Source organism: Arthrobacter sp. YAF16 (genome assembly GCF_052113385.1).
Classification (GTDB): domain Bacteria; phylum Actinomycetota; class Actinomycetes; order Actinomycetales; family Micrococcaceae; genus Arthrobacter.
The window spans coordinates 397,359-414,525 of record NZ_JBFRDC010000001.1 but is presented as its reverse complement, the minus strand read 5'-3'; the positions used below and the strand labels follow the sequence as shown (position 1 = coordinate 414,525).

The 17,167-nt window shown below is 68.0% G+C and carries 15 protein-coding genes; 3 read left to right on the top strand and 12 right to left on the bottom strand.

All coding sequences use genetic code 11. The features are described from left to right. Positions 1 to 7: 7 nt before the first annotated feature. Entirely contained in the window at positions 8 to 1,288 is a 1,281-nt protein-coding gene (locus AB4Y91_RS01985; RefSeq protein WP_441416898.1) for a glycoside hydrolase family 32 protein, read from the bottom strand. A 131-nt stretch (positions 1,289 to 1,419) separates the two neighbouring features. Between AB4Y91_RS01985 and AB4Y91_RS01980 the strand changes: the two genes are divergently transcribed. Continuing rightward, positions 1,420 to 2,343 carry a phosphatase PAP2 family protein gene (locus AB4Y91_RS01980; protein ID WP_441416897.1) on the top strand — a complete coding sequence of 308 codons (924 nt, stop codon included), beginning with the start codon at positions 1,420 to 1,422 and terminating at the stop codon, positions 2,341 to 2,343. A gap of 181 nt (positions 2,344 to 2,524) precedes the next feature. Next, positions 2,525 to 3,763 (top strand): aminotransferase class I/II-fold pyridoxal phosphate-dependent enzyme, encoded by a 1,239-nt coding sequence (locus tag AB4Y91_RS01975; RefSeq protein ID WP_441416896.1) that lies wholly within the window; start codon positions 2,525 to 2,527, stop codon positions 3,761 to 3,763. Positions 3,764 to 3,767: 4 nt separating this feature from the next. On the opposite strand, the gene AB4Y91_RS01970 is transcribed toward AB4Y91_RS01975, so the two are convergent. The 8 genes from AB4Y91_RS01970 to hisD all read right to left on the bottom strand — a co-directional run bounded on the left by AB4Y91_RS01970 (position 3,768) and on the right by hisD (position 11,992). Next, the gene (locus tag AB4Y91_RS01970; RefSeq protein WP_441416895.1) at positions 3,768 to 4,982 is read right to left on the bottom strand and encodes an MFS transporter; all 1,215 of its coding nucleotides are present in this window, start codon (positions 4,980 to 4,982) and stop codon (positions 3,768 to 3,770) included. Between the two features lie 58 nt (positions 4,983 to 5,040). Then, a complete protein-coding gene (locus AB4Y91_RS01965; protein ID WP_441416894.1) occupies positions 5,041 to 5,775 on the bottom strand; it encodes a GAF and ANTAR domain-containing protein in 735 nt (244 codons plus the stop codon). 16 nt (positions 5,776 to 5,791) lie between these two features. After that, complete coding sequence (locus AB4Y91_RS01960; RefSeq protein WP_441416893.1) at positions 5,792 to 7,171, bottom strand: MinD/ParA family ATP-binding protein; 1,380 nt, start codon at positions 7,169 to 7,171, stop codon at positions 5,792 to 5,794. A 136-nt stretch (positions 7,172 to 7,307) separates the two neighbouring features. Then, positions 7,308 to 8,123: an MBL fold metallo-hydrolase gene (locus tag AB4Y91_RS01955; protein WP_441416892.1), complete on the bottom strand. Its 816-nt coding sequence runs from the start codon at positions 8,121 to 8,123 to the stop codon at positions 7,308 to 7,310. 136 nt (positions 8,124 to 8,259) lie between these two features. Beyond that, positions 8,260 to 9,096, bottom strand: a complete 837-nt coding sequence (locus AB4Y91_RS01950; RefSeq protein ID WP_441416891.1) for an amino acid ABC transporter ATP-binding protein — start codon at positions 9,094 to 9,096, stop codon at positions 8,260 to 8,262. Further along, complete coding sequence (locus AB4Y91_RS01945) at positions 9,089 to 9,742, bottom strand: amino acid ABC transporter permease (RefSeq protein ID WP_441416890.1); 654 nt, start codon at positions 9,740 to 9,742, stop codon at positions 9,089 to 9,091. The genes AB4Y91_RS01950 and AB4Y91_RS01945 overlap by 8 nt, the downstream gene beginning before the upstream one ends. 87 nt (positions 9,743 to 9,829) lie before the next feature. Then, a complete protein-coding gene (locus tag AB4Y91_RS01940; RefSeq protein ID WP_441416889.1) occupies positions 9,830 to 10,642 on the bottom strand; it encodes an ABC transporter substrate-binding protein in 813 nt (270 codons plus the stop codon). Between the two features lie 30 nt (positions 10,643 to 10,672). Next, positions 10,673 to 11,992 (bottom strand): histidinol dehydrogenase, encoded by a 1,320-nt coding sequence (hisD, locus tag AB4Y91_RS01935; protein WP_441416888.1) that lies wholly within the window; start codon positions 11,990 to 11,992, stop codon positions 10,673 to 10,675. Between the two features lie 171 nt (positions 11,993 to 12,163). Here hisD and AB4Y91_RS01930 point away from each other — a divergent pair, with 171 nt between their 5' ends. After that, positions 12,164 to 13,096 (top strand): LysR family transcriptional regulator, encoded by a 933-nt coding sequence (locus AB4Y91_RS01930; RefSeq protein ID WP_441416887.1) that lies wholly within the window; start codon positions 12,164 to 12,166, stop codon positions 13,094 to 13,096. Between the two features lie 9 nt (positions 13,097 to 13,105). On the opposite strand, the gene AB4Y91_RS01925 is transcribed toward AB4Y91_RS01930, so the two are convergent. The 3 genes from AB4Y91_RS01925 to pdhA are packed head-to-tail and all read right to left on the bottom strand — an operon-like array spanning position 13,106 to position 17,093. Beyond that, positions 13,106 to 14,722, bottom strand: a complete 1,617-nt coding sequence (locus AB4Y91_RS01925; RefSeq protein ID WP_441416886.1) for a dihydrolipoamide acetyltransferase family protein — start codon at positions 14,720 to 14,722, stop codon at positions 13,106 to 13,108. Positions 14,723 to 14,724: 2 nt separating this feature from the next. Next, the gene (locus tag AB4Y91_RS01920) at positions 14,725 to 15,837 is read right to left on the bottom strand and encodes an alpha-ketoacid dehydrogenase subunit beta (RefSeq protein WP_441416885.1); all 1,113 of its coding nucleotides are present in this window, start codon (positions 15,835 to 15,837) and stop codon (positions 14,725 to 14,727) included. Beyond that, positions 15,834 to 17,093: a pyruvate dehydrogenase (acetyl-transferring) E1 component subunit alpha gene (gene pdhA, locus AB4Y91_RS01915; RefSeq protein WP_441416884.1), complete on the bottom strand. Its 1,260-nt coding sequence runs from the start codon at positions 17,091 to 17,093 to the stop codon at positions 15,834 to 15,836. Before pdhA ends, AB4Y91_RS01920 begins: the two co-directional genes overlap by 4 nt. Between the last annotated feature and the right edge of the window lie 74 nt (positions 17,094 to 17,167).

Below are 17,167 nucleotides of genomic sequence, written 5' to 3'. Positions count from 1 at the left end.
CTGTACTCTACCCGCGGCTCCAGCTGCCGCCCTCGCGCCGGACGGTTCCGGGCTGCTCGAGGTCCCAGACATCGGCAGCCGCCCCGTGCGGCAGTTCCAGGCGCCATTCCTCACCCGGCGCCGGGTAGGCGCGCACCGTCGCCGGAACCGAGCCGTGACGGTAGACCTCTACGATCGATCCGTCCACGAAGATCCGCAGTTCGTCCCCGCCGGCCACGGTGTCCGCGAAGACTGCCCGGACCTGCTCGGTCGAGGCCAGGACCAGCCGGATCCGGCCCTCCCCGCCGGTGACCGCGGTTTCCGTCTGGCCGGGCAGTCGCAGGGTTCCCGCGGCACCCTTGGCGCGCTGGCGGCCCCGGTAGCCGCGCAGCTCCGGTGCCGGTTCGACGGCGAGTGCGTCCCCGTGCACCGCCAGTTGCCGGGGGAAGGTCAGCAGGCCGGCCCAGCCCGCGGCGTCCGCGGCCGGCTGGCCGCGGCCCGTGCGGCCGTCCGGGCCCGACACCTCGTCGGACCAGCCCCACAGCAGGGCACGGTCCGGCAGGGCCAGAATCTGCGGGGCGTAGAAGTCCGGCCCCAGGTCCGCCTTGCCGCCCCGCGCCGGGGTGAAGACCGGCAATCCGCTGGCGGTGTCCTCGGCGAGCGATCCCAGCAGGTAGCCCACGCCGCCGGCATGGTGGCGTTCGTCCGGGGCGGGCCGGAGCGAAGCCATCAGGAGCCAGGTCTCGGCTCCGGAGGAGTCCGGCACGCGGACCAGCTGCGGGCACTCCCAGATTTCGGCCGGCAGGTGCTTGGCGGCCAGGGTGTCCTCGGTGGTGAACCAGATGCCCTCATACCGCCAGTCGTGCAGCTCGTCGGCGCGGTAGAGCAGCACGGCCGCGTGCCCCGAGGCCAGGCCCGCCCCCTGCAGGGCAAAGCGCCGGCCCAGGAAGGTGAAGAAGGACGGACCGCGCACCGCGGTGACGTGGGGATCCGGCGGCACCGGTGCCGCGTTCTGCCCGTCCTGCCGCCAGTCGTCCGTTCCCGGGAGCCGGGGCCGGAGCGCGACCGGGTGTTCTTCCCAGCGGAGCAGGTCCGGTGAACTCAGGTGCCCCCAGCAGACCAGGCGGGGCAGCGCCGAGTCCGGGTTGAACTGGAAGAACACGTGGTACCGGCCGTCGAGGAAACACAGGCCGGCGGGACCGCCGACCCAGCCCTGCGCCGGCCGCGGATGGAAGCGGGGAAAAGCAGCGTCCGGATGGCGTGCCGCAACCTCCGCGGCGGTGGGTCCGCGGCGCTTCTGGTTGTTCATGGCATGACTCTCGTACCGTTCGCGGCGCCGGTCAATCCTCCCCGACACCGCCAGCTTCCGCTCAGAAGCCTCGCAGCGTTCTGTGGGAACCTGTAGGGGTGAGTTTTCGGCAGACACGCAGCATTCAACCCATGTCAGCGGGTGGACCGGACGTGAATCCCGCGCCCGGCCCGGCGCCCCGCGGACCGGGCAGGGCCACCGGATTCCTCTTCCTGCTGGGCACCCTTGGCTGCGTGGCTGCCCTCGCCGCCACCTACTACTTCTTCGTGCGCACCACCACCGGCCAGTTCATCGACGAATCCGCGCTGGTGGAGGCCGTGGAAATCCACGGCGCGGCCGGGAAGGCGAGCAACAAACTCCTGGACTGGCTGCCCGCGCTTTCGGCGCTGATCGCGTCCGTGGTGGTCATCTTCGTGACCGTGGCACGCCGCCGCTGGGCGGCCGCGGGCATCGCCATCGCCGCCGCTGCGGGCGCCAACGTCGCCACCCAGGTCCTGAAGGACCTGGTCCCGGTGCGGCCGTTCCGCGGGATCGAAACACTGGAATTCAATTCCCTTCCGTCCGGACACACCACCCTGGCCGCCTCAGCCGCGGCCGCGGTGTTCCTGATGGTCTCGCCGCGCTGGCGGCCGCTGGCCGGCTTCCTGGGCGGCAGCTTCGCCGTCGCCACCGGGGTCTCCACGCTCATCAACCAGTGGCACCGGCCCGCCGACGTGGTGGCCGCTTTCCTGGTGGTCGGGGCGTTCATGCTGCCGGCTGGCTGGCTGATCATGCGCAAGGGTCCCAGGTGGAACGTGTGGGACGGCTACAACGGTCACTGGGCCTCCGCCCGGCTGTGGGTTGCCGTCCCGGTGCTGGCGGGGCTCACCTCCGCAGCGGTGGCCACGTACTCGCTGCTGAAGATCGCCCCGGGACCGGGGCAGGAGGGCAGCACAACGAACTACTTCTGGGCCGGCACCTCGCTGATCGTCATCACCGGCTACCTCGCCACGGTCGCCGGTGTGTGGCTGTTTGGCCACGCCGCACGACGCCGACGCGCGGCCTCCGGCGCCTGAGCGCCCGCCCCACGCCGGGGCCGTACCGGCCGGCAGGCCCGGTGCTGCCGCCGTCGTTCCCTTTACAACCGTCCGGGGCAGGCCCAGAATGATCACCTCCGGAGTCTCCACGGGCTCAGCAGCGCCCTGACTCCTTTCGGTTTTGCTTGCCTTCATCCTGCCCAGACCAAGGGGACGCGCCATGAGCGACAGTGATGCATCACCGGCATCCCGGCGGGCCACACGGCTGGCCTCTGTACCCTCCCAACTGCGGATCAACGCCTACCTCACAGGCTCCGTGTACGCCCGGCGCCAGGACGACCCGGGGGTCTGCGACTTCACCTTCGGCAACCCCCACGAGATGCCCGATGAAAGCTACGTGGACGCGCTCCGGGAGGTCATCACCCCGCGCAATGAGAAGTGGTTTGCCTACAAAACCAACGAAACCGCGGCCCGGGCCGCCGCGGCCGACTCGCTGCGGACGCATGTGGGGGTGGACTTCGGAACGGAAGACATCTTCCTTACCACCGGCGGGTTCTCCGCCATCAGCGTGGCCCTGAAAGCCGTCGGCGATCCCGGTGACGAGGTGATCTTCAGCCTGCCGCCGTGGTTCTTCTACGAACCCCTCGCCGTGGAGGCCGGGCTGGTGCCGGTGAAGGTCCCGATCGACGCGGACAGCCTGGACCTGGACCTGGCGGCCATCCGCTCGGCCGTCACGGAGCGCACCCGCGCGGTGATCGTGAACTCCCCGAACAACCCCACCGGACGGATCTATCCGCCGTCCCTCCTGGCGCAGCTGGCCGAGCTGCTGGAGGCCGAGTCGTCCCGCATCGGGCACCGCATCTACCTCGTGTCGGACGAGGCTTACAACCGCATCATCTTCGACGGAGCCCGCTTCCACAGCCCGGCCGAATACTATCCCCACACCCTGCTGGCCTACACCTACGGCAAGACCCATCTGGCCCCGGGGCAGCGGATCGGCTACCTCGCGGTGTCCCCCGCCATGCCGGACAGCGCCGCCTTGCGCGGGGCCATCGCGGCCTTGCAGATGGCCGGCGGCTGGGTCTTTCCGAACGCCGTCATGCAGTACGTCCTGCCGCGGCTTGAGCAGTTTTCAATCGACATCGGCCGGCTCCAGCGCAAGCGGGACGTGTTTGTGGACGCGCTCACCGCGATGGGCTACCGGCTCCGGCCGCCCGAAGGCACGTTCTACCTTTTCGTGCGCACCCCCGGCGGGGGCGACGACGACGCATTCGCCGACGCGCTCGCGGAGGACGGGGTTTTTGTGCTGCCCGGCACCCTGTTCGAGACGCCGGGGTTCTTCCGGATCTCGCTCACCGCGAGCGAGGAAATGATCGAGCGCAGCCTGCCGCTCTTTGCCGCCGCGTTCCGGCGCGCAGGCGGCGCCGGCCCCCTGCCGGCGTCCCCGGCGAGTGCCTGACACCTCAGTAGTTGCGGCGGTGTTTGAGCCGCGGAATGGTGATGGCGAAGACGGCGGCCGCGGCGAAGCCGAGCACGCCGGTGGCGCCCACGCCGGCGCCCAGCGACGCCGCGGCCGTGACGCCGGAGAGCAGCACCGGCCCGCCGGTGGCGCCGGCGTCGGCCATGAACCGCCAGATACCCAAGAACTGCCCGCGGCCGTTGTCCGGCGAAAAGTCGGCTCCGAGCGTCATGTTCAGCCCGGAGCTGATGCCGTTGCCGAATCCGATCAGGAGTGCGGCGAGCAGCAGGCCCACGAATCCGGTGCTGAGTGGGATCAGCAGCATGGCCGTGCCCATGATGAGCGTGGAGGGCACCGCCACCCATTGGCGGCCCTTGCGGTCCATCAGCTTTCCGGCAGGGTAGAAGACCAGCATGTCGATGGCCCCGGAGATGCCATAAATCAGCGAGGCCTGGGTGGCGTCCATGCCCAGGTGTTCGGCCCACAGCGGGATGACCACTTGGCGGGACGCGCGCAACGCGCTGAGCAGCAGGACCCCGACGCCGACGCTCAGGAACACACCGGCGTGGGAGGCCGCAACGCTGCGCAGCGTGGGTTGCGGGGCCGGGGTGCCGGCCGTCGGCCCGGCCGCCACAACGAGGTCCGGGATGGTGACGGACAGGCATGCCGCCGCGGCCATGGCCACGACGCCGGCCCAGTAGGCGGCGGTGATGCCGCCGAACTGCATCACCGCGGCGCCGATGAAGGGGCCAATGAAGATGCCGATCCGGTTGACCCCGCCGAGGGTCGAAAGCGCCCGGGCGCGGAGGATGACCGGAACGGCTTCGGTCAGGTATTTCTGCCGGGCCAGGCTGAAGACGCTGGCGGCCATGCCGACCACCACCATCGCCGCGGCCAGCAGCCAGATCCCGGCCGGCACCAGCGGGGAAACAGCGGCGGCGGCGAGGGCGACGGCGCTCGCGGCTGCCGCCCCGACGATCGCCCAGCGCTCGCCGAACTTCAGGGTGATCAGTGACGCCGGCAGGTTAAAGAACCACGAACCGAGTCCAATGAGCGTGACGACCAGGGCCGCGACCGCGACCGAGGCGCCCAGGTCCCGGGCGGACAAGGCCACCACGGGCAGGATCGCGCCTTCGCCGATGCTGAACAGCAGTGCCGGGCCGAAGGCAGGGACGGCGATGCTGCGGAGGCTGAAGTCGGCGGGGCGTGTCGTGGTCATCCCTTCCATCCTAGGTCCGGCTGTACCCAGCCGGCCGGAGGTTCAGCCGCCCGGAGGTTCAGCTGTCGAAGTGGGTGTGGATTTCGCCGCCCGTGACGTTCTTCAGCACATCCGCCGCGACGTCGCGCAGCTTCTGGTTCCGGTTGCTGGAAACCCGGGTGAGGATGGCCATCGCCTCGTCCTGCGAGCAGCGGTTCTGCGCCATCACGACGCCGCAGGCCAGATCGATGGAGGTACGGTGTTCCATGGCTGCCTGCAGGTCCTCGGCTCGGGCCTGGGCGGTGCCGATCCGGACGGCCAGGCGCAGCGCCCGGCCGGCGAGGTCCGCGAACCCCGAGGCCTCGGCCACGATTGCCGCGGTGAAGACTCCGGTCGAGGATGCGAAGAAGTTCAGCGCGGCCGCCGAGTCCTCGCCGATTTCCAGGGGTACGCCGAGGGTGCTGCGGCAGCCGTGGGCGGCGAGCTGCTGCTGGTATTCGGGCCAGCGCGGGTCCGTGTCCACATTGGCCAGGAGCACGATGCCCCGGGTCCGCAGCGCCTCGATGCAGGGGCCGTCGCCCAGGCTTTGCTCGATCCGGTCGAGCATGACGGCGTTGCTGCTGCTGCCGGCCACGGTCATGGTTTTCTTCCGCCGCTGCAGCGTCACGCCGCATTCGATGTCCGCCCCGACCGAGTGGCTCAGGGTTGACGCGGAAAATTCCGCGAGGCGGTCGAGGAAGTCCTCGACGTTCTCGGTGCCCACAATGAGGTCCTGCAGCTGGATGGCGGCGTCGTTCCCGGCGTACTTGCTCATGGCCTAAATGTAGCGGCTAAACGTAGCCGTCGACGATCGCGGCGGCAATCTCCCGGTATGCCCGGCGGGTCTCGGGCCGGAGGGAATCGAGCGTGACGAGGTCGCCGTCGGCCACGCCTCGGTCGTGCGGGACGGCGATCAGCTGGCGGCAGATGCCGGAGAGGTGGTCCTCGATGGCGTCCTTGTCCACGCGCGAGGAGACTTCGTCCTTGTCCGTGATGACCACGACGGCGTTCCGTGCAAGGTCCTCGTAGCCGTGGCTGGCGAGCCAGTGCAGGGTGCTACGTGCGCGCTTGGCGCCGCTGACGGCGTAGCCAGCGGCGATGATCAGGTTGTCCGCGGACTGCAGGATCCCGCTCATCGCGTTGTGCGTGACGCCGGTGCCGCAGTCGGTCAGGGCCACGGAGTAGTAGCCGGAGATGAGCTTGCGGATCCGCAGGTACTCCTCCGCGGTGAGCGAATCGGACACCTCCGGATCCTGTTCCCCGGCGATCAGGTGCAGGCGGCCGGCATGGTGCATGTAGCGGGCCAGGGCCGTCAGCGAGTCGATGGATTCGACGTTGCGGAGCAGGTCGCTGATGGTCCGCGGGGCCTGCTGCTGGTAGATCCCCTCGCCGAGGGCGCGCTCCACGAGGTCGCCCGAGTCCGGGTTGGCGTCGATCGCGCAGGGCGGATCGCCGCGGTATTCGGCCAGGGTCAGTCCGACGCCCACCGTGGTGGAGGTCTTGCCGATACCGCCCTTGAGGCTCAGCACGGCGGTGTTGTAGCTGCCCTGGAGCTGGCGGGAAATCCGGCGCGCGAGCTCGTCCTCCTCGCGTTGCCGGGCACTCGGTCCGAGGTTCAGGCTGCCGCCCGTGAGGTTGTAGAGGGCGCCGCGGAAGCCGCCGACCGGACGGGGCTTCTGTTCGCGGACAAAGAGGCCTGGCGAGCTGATGAAGTCCGGCATCGGCGCGTCGGCCAGGGCGGCGGCACGGCTGGCCGAGCGGGTGGCGCGGGTGGGTTGCGGTGGCACGGAGGCGGCTGCGGCGTCGGGGACGGCCAACTCTTCCGGCTCCTGCGGCACTGCCGGCGCCGCCGACGTCGGCGGGGCGACGGGCGGCCGCGGCGCCGCCGGGACCTGGCTGATCACCGGAGTGGCTCCGGTAGCAGGGTTTCCAAAGCGTTCATCGGCGGCCTCGGCGGCCTGGGCCCAGGAGCTGCTGCGCGGCGGGGCCGGACGGGCAGGGGCTTCCGAGGGCTCCGCGGGGATGCTGCGGGGGTTGACGACCGGCATGGTTCCTGTCCGGACAGCTGGATTCTCACCATCGGCACGACGCAGGTCGCGGCGACGGCGAAGTTCAGGCTGTCCTGAGTTTTCAGCAGTGGCAGCTGAGTTGTCTTCCACCGATTCGGGCATCTTTTGGTTTCTCCCCCAGGACTCACAGCGGAGCACGCTGCGGCGCTTGTTGTGACTTCTTTCAAAGAGCCAGTCTAGGCGCAGTCGCCAGCACGCTTAGCTTCGGCCGGATCCGTGGCCCGTCTTGGGGCCCGCCTCAGTGGTGGGCGCGGGTCTCCTGCAGACGCCGGATGAACCACCGGGACTGCTCCGGTCCGTACGGAAGGATCGGTACGGCTTTGGTGGCGTCGTTCGGCGTCTCGCGGGTGGCCTGGGTGGCCTGCCGCACGGCGGTGCTCATGGTGTTGGCCATGGTTTTGACGAACTGGTCGCTGCACGGTTCGCCGTGGCCCGGGATCAGGAATTCGTAGCGGTGCCGCAACGCGGACAGGTGCCGCAGGGCATCGGCCCACTCCTCCGGGAAGGAATCCTCGAAGGACGGGTGTGCGCCCTGTTCCACCAGGTCACCGGCGAACAGCGTGGTGCCCGTCCCCACGAGCAGGTCGCCGTCGGTGTGCCCGCGTCCCAGGTAGAACAGTGTTGCCGTCTGGCCGCCCAAGTCCACCAGGACGGGCTGGTCCTTGACGATCGCGTTCGGCACCACCAGCTCCACCGAGCTGCCCTCGCCGGCAGCCATTTCCGGTTCCGCCGCCGCGACGAAGTGCCGCTGGGCGTCGCCGTTCTCTTCGATGTCCGCCGCGCAGTTTTCGTGCCCCCAGAACTCGGTCACGCCGTCGTCAGCGAAAATGGCGTTGCCGAAGAAGTGGTCGTAGTGGGCATGCGTGTTGACGACCACCAGCGGCAGCTGCGTCTTTTCGCGCACGGCATCGAGGATCTCCCGGCCCTGCCGGGGCCCGCCGCCGGTGTCGATCACCATGGCTCGTTCGGTGCCCACAACCAGGCCGGTGTTGAGCAGGGATCCTTGGGTGGTCAGTACGTAGTTGTCCTGACCGACCTCGAGCCATCGTGACATGAAATCTCCGTATTCCGGCGGTGCGCCGGCATGGTTGGTGCGATGTTCTGGCCTCGATTCTACCCGCGGGGCAAACGGAAAGCCCGGAAGCGGCACCCGTCCGCGTCCGGCAACTTGCCCCCTGGGATCCAACTGCCTAGGCCGGCAGGATGCCCGAGCGGCTGAGGAGCGCCCGTGTTTTCGGATGCTGCGGCGCGGTAAAAATCCGGCTGGGCGGCCCCTCTTCCACGATGACTCCCTGATCCATGACAACGATCCGGTCTGCTATGTCCCGGGCGAACTGCATCTCGTGGGTGACGATCACCATGGTTGTGCCCTGCTGGGCGATTTTCTTAATCACGGACAGAACCTCGCCCACCAGCTCCGGATCCAGGGCGGAGGTCGGCTCGTCGAACAGCATGACGCTCGGCTCCATGGCCAGGGCCCGGGCAATGGCCACCCGCTGCTTCTGGCCTCCGGAGAGCTTGCTGGGGTAGTTGTCCATCTTGTCGCCCAGGCCCACCATTTCGAGGTTGGGGACAGCCACTTTCCTCGCTTCCGCCGCTGAAAGCTTCTTGACGTCGCGTAACGGCGCCATGACATTCCCCAGCGCCGTCTTGTTCAGGAACAGGTTGAAGTGCTGGAATACGAAGCCGATGTCCGTTCGCTTCTGCGCGGTGATGGACGCCTTCTCGGCGATGAGTTCGCCACCGCGCTCCTCGTAGCCGATCAGGTGGCCGTTCACGTAGATGCGTCCCGCGTCGATGGTTTCAAGCTTGTTGATGCAGCGCAGCAGGGTGCTTTTGCCGGATCCGCTGGAGCCCAATATGGCGATGGTTTCGCCGCGGTGCACCACGAGGTCCACGCCTTTGAGGACTTCCACCCGTTTCTGCACGTGCGGTTTGCCGGAAAGCCTTCTCCACAAGGTCGGTTTCGTCTCGGAAACGAACGTCTTGTGGACGTCGCGGACGTCGATGATGGTCTCGTCAGCCATTGGCCCGTGCCTTTCGTTCAAGCACCACCACGACGCGTGAGAGTGGGAGGCTGATGATCAGATAAAGAATGGCCGCGGCGGTATAGATGGCCGTGGTCTGGAATGTCTGGCTGTTGAGGATGTTGGCGGTCTTCAGGATCTCCGTCACGGCGATCACCGACGTCAGTGCGGTGTCCTTGATCATCGCAATGAAGTAGTTGCCAATCGGCCCCATGGAGACCACGAAGGACTGCGGAATAACCACCTTCCACAGCGTCTTGGAGGGCGTGTAGCCCAGGGACAGCGCGGCTTCGGTCTGGCCATGCTCCACGGAGAGGATCGCGGAGCGGAAGACCTCGGACAGGTAGGCCGCGTAGTTGAGGCCCAGGCCCAGGATGCCGGCCGGGACCGGTTCGATGCTCACGCCGATGCTGGGAAGGACGAAGAAGATGTAGACCAGCTGCACCAGCAGCGGGGTCCCCCGGATCACTTCCAGGTACACCGTGGCGATGCCGCGGAGGATTTTGATCGAGGAGATCCGGGCCAGGGCAATCAGGAGGCCCAGCACGAGGGCCAGCGCCATGGCGCCAAGCGCCAGTTGCACGACGACGGGAACGGCCTGCAGGAGTGCCGGGAACACGGCCATGGTGTTGGTAATAAAGTCCACTGAAAATCCCTAGGTTAGGGTCGGGCGGGGCCGGCGTGCTCCGCGGTTGCGGATCGCACGCCCGCCGGCCCCGCATGAAGCTGGAACTTATTTGACGGCGTTGGCTTCGGTCAGCCCGTATTTCTTGAGGATCTCCAGGTACTTGGGGGTCTTCTTGAGGTCAGCCAGCCCGGAGTTCAGGTCCTGCAGCAGCTGCGAATCCTCTTTGCGGACGCCGGCCCCGATGATGCCCGGGTAGAACGGCTTATAGGGTGAGACGAGCTTCAGCTTGGGGTTCGGCTTCTGGACCAGGCTGTAGCCGATCACGGCGCTGTCGGTGAAGACCGCATCAACCTGCTTATTTTCCACGGCCGCAAGCAGTGAAGCCTGCGAGTCGAACAGCTTGACCTGGCTGCCGCCAAGGCTGTCAACGAGGTCCTTGAACACGGTGCCCGTCTGGGCGCCAAGAACCTTGCCCTTCACGTCGTCGCGTGAGGCCAGCGTTGAGTCTGCCGGGACCACCATCGCTTCACCTTCTGTGTACCAGGGGTCGGTGAAGTTGATCTGCTTCTTGCGGTCGTCGGTGATATACATGGCGTCCACGATCACGTCGGCTTTTTTGGCGTTGAGTGCGGCGATCAGGGTCGCGTATTCGGAGGTGAAGACTTTGATCTTCCAGCCCTTGGCCTGGGCGATGGCGTTGATCATTTCCCCGTCAATGCCCTTGAGCTCGCCGGAGGCTTGGTCTGTGAAGGAGAAGGGGGCGTCGTTGGACGTGGCGATGGTGATGGTCTTCTGCTCACCGCCGCCGCTGGCCCCGCCCCCGCCGCCTCCGGAGCCACAGGCGGTCATGGCGAGGGCCACAGCAACGCCCATGGGCACCAATGCAGCGAAACGCTTGCGGAGGATTTTTGTATTCATCATGAGGCGCCTTTTGCTAGTGATGGATTTCTACCGGTTGAAGCGGTCGAGCCGCAGAGTGGCAGTGGCCTTATGGGCTGCCATTCCCTCGGTGTCGGAGATCGTGGTGACGTAGTTGGCCAGCCGCGGGGTTGCACTTTTTTCGACCCGCTGGAAGGTAAGGGGTTTGAGGAACCGGGACACGGAGAGCCCGGCGGAGGACCGGGCGCCGCCTCCGGTCGGAAGCACATGGTTCGTGCCGGAGGAGCCCTTGTCCGAGTAGGCCACCGTGGACCACGGGCCCAGGAAGATGGAGCCGTAGTTCTGCAGGTTCTGGTGGTAGTAGACGTCGTCCGAGGTCTGGATTTCCAGATGTTCCGGTGCCAGCAGGTCCATGATCCGCACTGCCGTTTCCCGGTCCTCGGCCACATACACGGTGCCGTAGTCCCGCCAGGCCGGCCCTGCAATGTCCCGTGTGGCCAGCGTCCGCAGCTGCTTGCTGATGTGCCTGATGACCTCTTCTCCCAGCTCGTGGGAGGTGGTTACGAGGGAAGCCGGCGACTGCGGGCCGTGTTCGGCCTGGCCGAGGAGATCAGCGGCCACGAGCTCCGCATCGGCAGATTCGTCGGCGATCACGGCGACCTCGGACGGACCCGCCAGCAGGTCGATGCCGACACGTCCGAACAGCTGCCGCTTGGCCTCGGTCACGTACGCGTTGCCGGCGCCGACCAGAATGTCGACCGGTTGCTCCCCCAGGAGCCCAAAGGCCATGGCGGCCAGGGCCTGCACCCCGCCGAGGGCAAACGCCCTGTCCACGCCGGCCAGGTACGCGGCGTACAGCACTGCGGGGTTGCCCCCGCCCTGGGCGGTTGGCGGCGTGCAGGCCAAGACGTTGGGAACGCCGGCGGCCTTGGCGACCCCCACCGTCATGAAGGCGCTGGCAAGGATCGGAAACCGGCCTGCCGGGAGGTAGGCGCCGACGCGCGCCACCGGCACGTACTTTTGTCCGGTAAAGACTCCCGGGATGAGCTCGACTTCAAAATCGGTGAGGTGTTCGCGTTGCTCTACCGCGAACAGCCTGGTCCGTTCGGCGCTGGCCAGCAGGGCCTCCCGAAGCTCCGGGGAGAGCGACTCACCGGTCTTTGCCAGCTCGTTTTGGCTGATCTCCAGGTTCGTGCCCTGCCACCCGTCCAGGTCCCGGGCGTACTCGGTGACCGCGTCCATTCCGCGGGCCTCGATCTCGCCGAGCATCGCGGATACCGTTGCCACCACTTCGGGAAGCCTTTGCGCCGGCACGTCCTCGATGGCGGGCGCCTTGAGGGTGGTGAAGTTTCCCGGAATGTGAGCCTTGTCACGCTGGGTGATGTGCATGGCCTAAAGCTACTGACGCGTGTGCCATCGCACAACGGGACCCAAACATGTGCCTCATACAGGGTGGCCCTATGCTTAAGCCAGCTGATTTTGCCCGCGCCACCCGAGCGGTCCACCCCGCACCATTGTCTGCAAACCTGCCGAATGTCTTACTGAGAGCCAGGGTTAGCCATGACACTCGCGCAACTCCGGGCCTTCTTAGCGGCCTACGAACTCGGTTCCTTCACCGCTGCGGCACGAAAGCTGGAAACAAGCCAGGCCTCTGTCTCCGAACTCATCAGCCGGCTCGAACATGAGCTGCAGCACAGCCTGTTCACCCGCGGCGGCCGGCGGCTCATTCCTACCACGGCGGCTGTGGAACTGCGGGTCCACGCGCTGCAATCGGTCACCTCGTTCGACAACGGAGTCGAGGCGCTGAGGTCCATGTCGGCGCTGGAGGGAGGCGTCTGCACTTTTGGAGTGCTGCGGTACGGAGCCCACTACGACCTCGCCGACCTGGTGCAGCGCTTCCACCGCCGGTACCCCAAGGTCAGGGTGCGCCTCGTCGGGTTGAACTCGGTGACCGTGGCCGAGTCCGTGGCGTCGGGCGAAATCGAGGCCGGGCTGATCGTGCTGCCGGTGGCGGAAACGGGCCTTCAGGTTCGGCCGCTCTTCCGGGACGAAGTCTTCTTCGTGTCGGCCACCCGGCATCCTTCACGCGGCCCGGTCACCATTGAGGAGCTCGCTGAGTCGAAACTGGTCCTCTATGACGCCTTCGCCGGCTGGCGTGACCCCACCCGCCGGCAGATTCTGGAACGCGCCCATCTCAAGGGGCTGAAAATCGATCCGGCCATCGAGGTGGAACATGTCGACACCGCCCTGGGCCTGGTCGCCGCAGGGGCGGCTGACTCTTTTGTCCCCCAGGCGATTGTCAGAGGACCCGGTTTTCCGAAAAACGTCCATGCCGTCCCTTTCGCCGAGCCCTTGTTCGACACGATCGCCCTCATCCAGCGGGAGGGCGCCTACTTGTCGCCGGCGACCCGGAAGATGGCCCAGATGGCAGCGCGGACGTTGCTGTCCAAAGTGCCGCCGGGCCAGGTCCCGGGCCGCGGCACCGTGCACTAGCCGGCAGTCTCAGAGATCGGCCAGCACGGCCCCCGGGTTCTCGATCGCATCGGCGACGTAGCGCAGGAAACCGCCGGCGGTTCCGCCGTCGCACACGCGGTGGTCGAAGGTGAGCGTCAGCTCGGTGACCTTGCGGACGGCAAGCTCCCCGTTGACCACCCACGGCTTGTCGATGATGCGTCCGACGCCGAGGATGCCCACCTCGGGGTGGTTGATGATTGCCGCGGAACCGTCCACGCCGAAGACGCCGTAGTTGTTCAGCGTGAAAGTGCCGCTGCCCAGCTCCGCCGGCGTGGCTTTGCCGTCGCGGACGACGGCGGTGAGCCGCCGGATCTCCGCATCCAGTTCCCGGGCGCTGAGTTTGTCCGCGTTCCGCACGGAGGGGACCATCAGACCCCGGTCCGTCTGCGCCGCAAACCCCAGGTTGACGCCGTCGAAGGCCACGATTTCCTGGCTGGCCCCGCCCGTGGTGTCCTCGGTGGTGACGATCCGGGTGTTCAGCTCCGGGAACTTCTTGAGCCCGGCGGTGACGAACCGGGCAATGAACGCCAGCAGCCCCGGGGCGTGGTGCGGATCCGTCTTCTTCAACGCGGCACGAAGCTCCACGAGCGCCGTGGCGTCCACGTCCACCCACACGGTGGCTTCGGGAATCTCGGAACGGCTGCGGCTCATGTTCGCGGCCACGGCCTTGCGCACGCCCCGGACCGGGGTGCGCCCGGAAATGCCCAGCCCGGTCCGCGCATCGGTGCCACCGGCGGCGGGCAGCGCCGTTTCCGCCGGCTGCGCCGCGGGTCGCCCAGCTGCCGGAGCCGGCTTGATCAGGGCCTCGACGTCGCGGCGCATGATCAGCCCGCTCGTCCCGGAACCCTGCAGCTCCCCTAAATCAACCCCATGGTCCCGCGCCATCCGCCGGACCAGCGGAGAAATGACGGCCCCCAGCTTCCCCGGAACCCGCGTCCGCATCAGCAAGAGATCGTCCGCAGCCTTCTCCGCCGCAGACACCTGAGCCACAGGCTCGGCCAATACGGCCCGCTTAGGTGCCCGCGTCCGCCGAGCAACCCCGTGCCCGCCCGGAGTCCCATACCCAATCAGCACATTCCCGGACCCGGCTTTCTCCTCCTCGCGGTACACCTCGGCAGCTACTGCGGCCGGCGAGTCGGCAACTACGGCCGGTGAGTCGACAGCGCTACCGGCCGACGCAGGCAATGCCGCCCCGGGAGTGGCATCGGGCCTGTCGGAGCCGGACGGCATGCTGCTTGCAGCAATGCCGTCCGGCGAAGGGGCGGGGGCGGCATTGCCTGTGGCGGCGCCACTGGCGGCATCATCCGCGCCGGCCTCCCGGGCACCCGTACCGGGGGCCCCACCGCCGGACACGGAGACACCAACAGGAGTCACCGAAATCAGCGGCTTGCCGACGTCGAGCGTCTGGCCGGGCTCGCCGTGCAGCACGGCGACGGTGCCGGCGTACGGCGAGGGGACCTCGACCATGGACTTGGCCGTCTCCACCTCGGCGATCGGCTGGTCGACGCGGATCTCGTCACCCACGGCTACGAGCCAGCTGACGAGCTCGGCTTCGGTGAGGCCTTCGCCGAGGTCCGGCAGGAGGAATACTTTCGGTTCGGTCATGGTCAGTCTTCCCACTGGAGGTCGTCAACGGCGTCGAGGATGCGGTCCACGCCGGGCAGGTAGTAGTGCTCGAGTTTCGGCGCCGGGTACGGCACGTCGAAGCCGGTGACGCGGCGGATCGGCGCGGCCAGGTGGTGGAAGCAGCGTTCCTGGACCCGGGCCACGATCTCGGAGGCCACCGAGGCGAAGCCGTGGGCTTCGGCGATGACAACGGCGCGGCCGGTTTTGCGGACCGAGGCGCAGACGGTCTCGTCGTCGAACGGCACGATCGAGCGGACGTCGATCACCTCAAGTGAGCGGCCCTCCTCGGCGGCGGCGGCCGCGGCGGCGAGCGCCGTCGGGACGGACGGGCCGTAGGCGATCAGCGTGGCGTCGGTGCCGGGACGGGCGACGGCGGCGCGGCCCTCGGAGGAGGTCCCGCGTTCGGCGTTCGCGGCGTGCTCGGCCCGCAGCGCGTCCAGGTCCACCTGGTCCTTGGACCAATACAGCTTCTTGGGCTCCATGAACATCACCGGGTCGTCCGAGTCGATGGCTTCGCGGAGCATCCGGTAGCCGTCGGCCACGGTGGCCGGGGTGAAGACCTTGAGGCCAGCGGTGTGGGCGTAGTAGGCCTCGGAGGAGTCGCAGTGGTGCTCCACTCCTCCGATGCCGCCGGCGTACGGGACGCGGATGACGATCGGCAGCTTCACGGTGCCTTTGGTGCGGTTGTGCATCTTGGCGACGTGGCTGACGATCTGTTCGAACGCCGGGTAGGCGAAGGCGTCGAACTGCATCTCGATGACCGGGCGCATGCCGTTCATGGCCATGCCCACGGCCATGCCGACAATGCCGGATTCGGCCAGCGGGGTGTCGAAGCAGCGGCTCTGCCCGAAGGTCTTGGTGAGCCCGTCGGTGATGCGGAAGACGCCGCCAAGCATGCCGACGTCCTCGCCGAAGACCAGGACCGAGGCATCGGCGTGCATGGCGTCGGCCATGGCGGTGTTCAGCGCCTTGGCCAGGGTGATGGTCTGCGGGCCGGTCTTTTCGGCTTCAACGGCGGCCTTGGCTGCGGCCCGGGCCGTGGCGGCACTGACGTTGTTGTTCGCCTCGGAGGAGGTGGTGACGGTGGGGCTCATTGTGCGGACTCCTCGGAAGTCGTGGCGGAGGCGGCGTCGCGTGCCAGTTCGTCGGCGAGCATGGCGGACTGTTCCTTCAGCTGCGGGGTCGGGGCGGAGAAGACGTACTTGAAGAGGTCCTGGGGATCTACGGGGACATCCTCGCCCAGGCCCTCGCGCAGCTGCGCGGCTACGGTTTCGGCCTTTTCCGCGATCCGGGCGGCGCCGTCGTCGTCGAGCAGTCCGCGCTCCGTCAGGTAGGTCTTCATCCGGCTCAGCGGATCCTTGGCGACCCATTCGGCCACCTCGCTGTCCTGCCGGTAACGGGTGGCGTCGTCGGCGTTGGTGTGGGCCTGCATCCGGTAGGTGTGCGCTTCCACCAGGAGCGGGCCGGAACCGTCGCGGGCCAGTTTCACGGCCCGGCCGAGTACGGCCAGGAGCGCAACAATGTCGTTGCCGTCCACGCGTTCGCCGGCCATGCCGTAGCCGACGGCCTTGTGCGCGAGCGACGGCGCGACCGACTGGTGCGCGAGCGGCACGGAGATGGCGTACTGGTTGTTCTGGACGAAGAAGACCACCGGGAGGTGGAACACGGCGGCAAAGTTCAGCGCCTCGTGGAAGTCGCCCTCGCTGGTGGCGCCGTCGCCGCACATGGCCAGGACAACGGTGTCCTCGCCGCGGAGTTTGGCCGCGTGGGCGACGCCGACGGCGTGGAGCAGTTGGGTGGTCAGCGGCGTGCACTGGATGCCGACCTTGTGCTTGGCGGGGTCGTAGCCGCCGTGCCAGTCGCCACGGAACAGCGTCATGGTCTGGACCGGGTCCACGCCGCGGGCCATCACGGCCACCGAGTCGCGGTAGGTGGGGAACATCCAGTCCCCGTCGGAGAGGCAGAGCGCCGCCGCGACCTGGCAGGCCTCCTGACCGTGGCTGGAGGGGTAGACGGCCATCCGGCCTTGGCGGACCAGCGCGGAGTTTTGGTCGTTGACGCGGCGGCCGACGACTAGCTGCTCGTAGGCGGCCATCAGTTCCGCGTCCCCCGGGAGGCCGTATTCGTGGCCGGGCTGGGCGCCCTGCTCCGTGTGCGCGTTCGGCGCGCCGTCGGGTCCCACGATCTGGATCGGGTGCCGGGCGGGAAGCATGTAGTCCTCGACCGTGATGCCGAACTTGCGCACGGCCTCGCTGGCGGGATTTTCCGTCGCGGCGGAGGCCGCTTGCCCGGGGGCCGGCTGCTGCGCGGCCACAGGCTGCTGCGCAGGGTGGTCTGCGGAGATCGTCATTGGTCCGTCTTTCTGTAGCCACTATTCGCTCCCAGTATGGTCCCGGGGACCGTTTCGTATCCACCCCCGGGCGG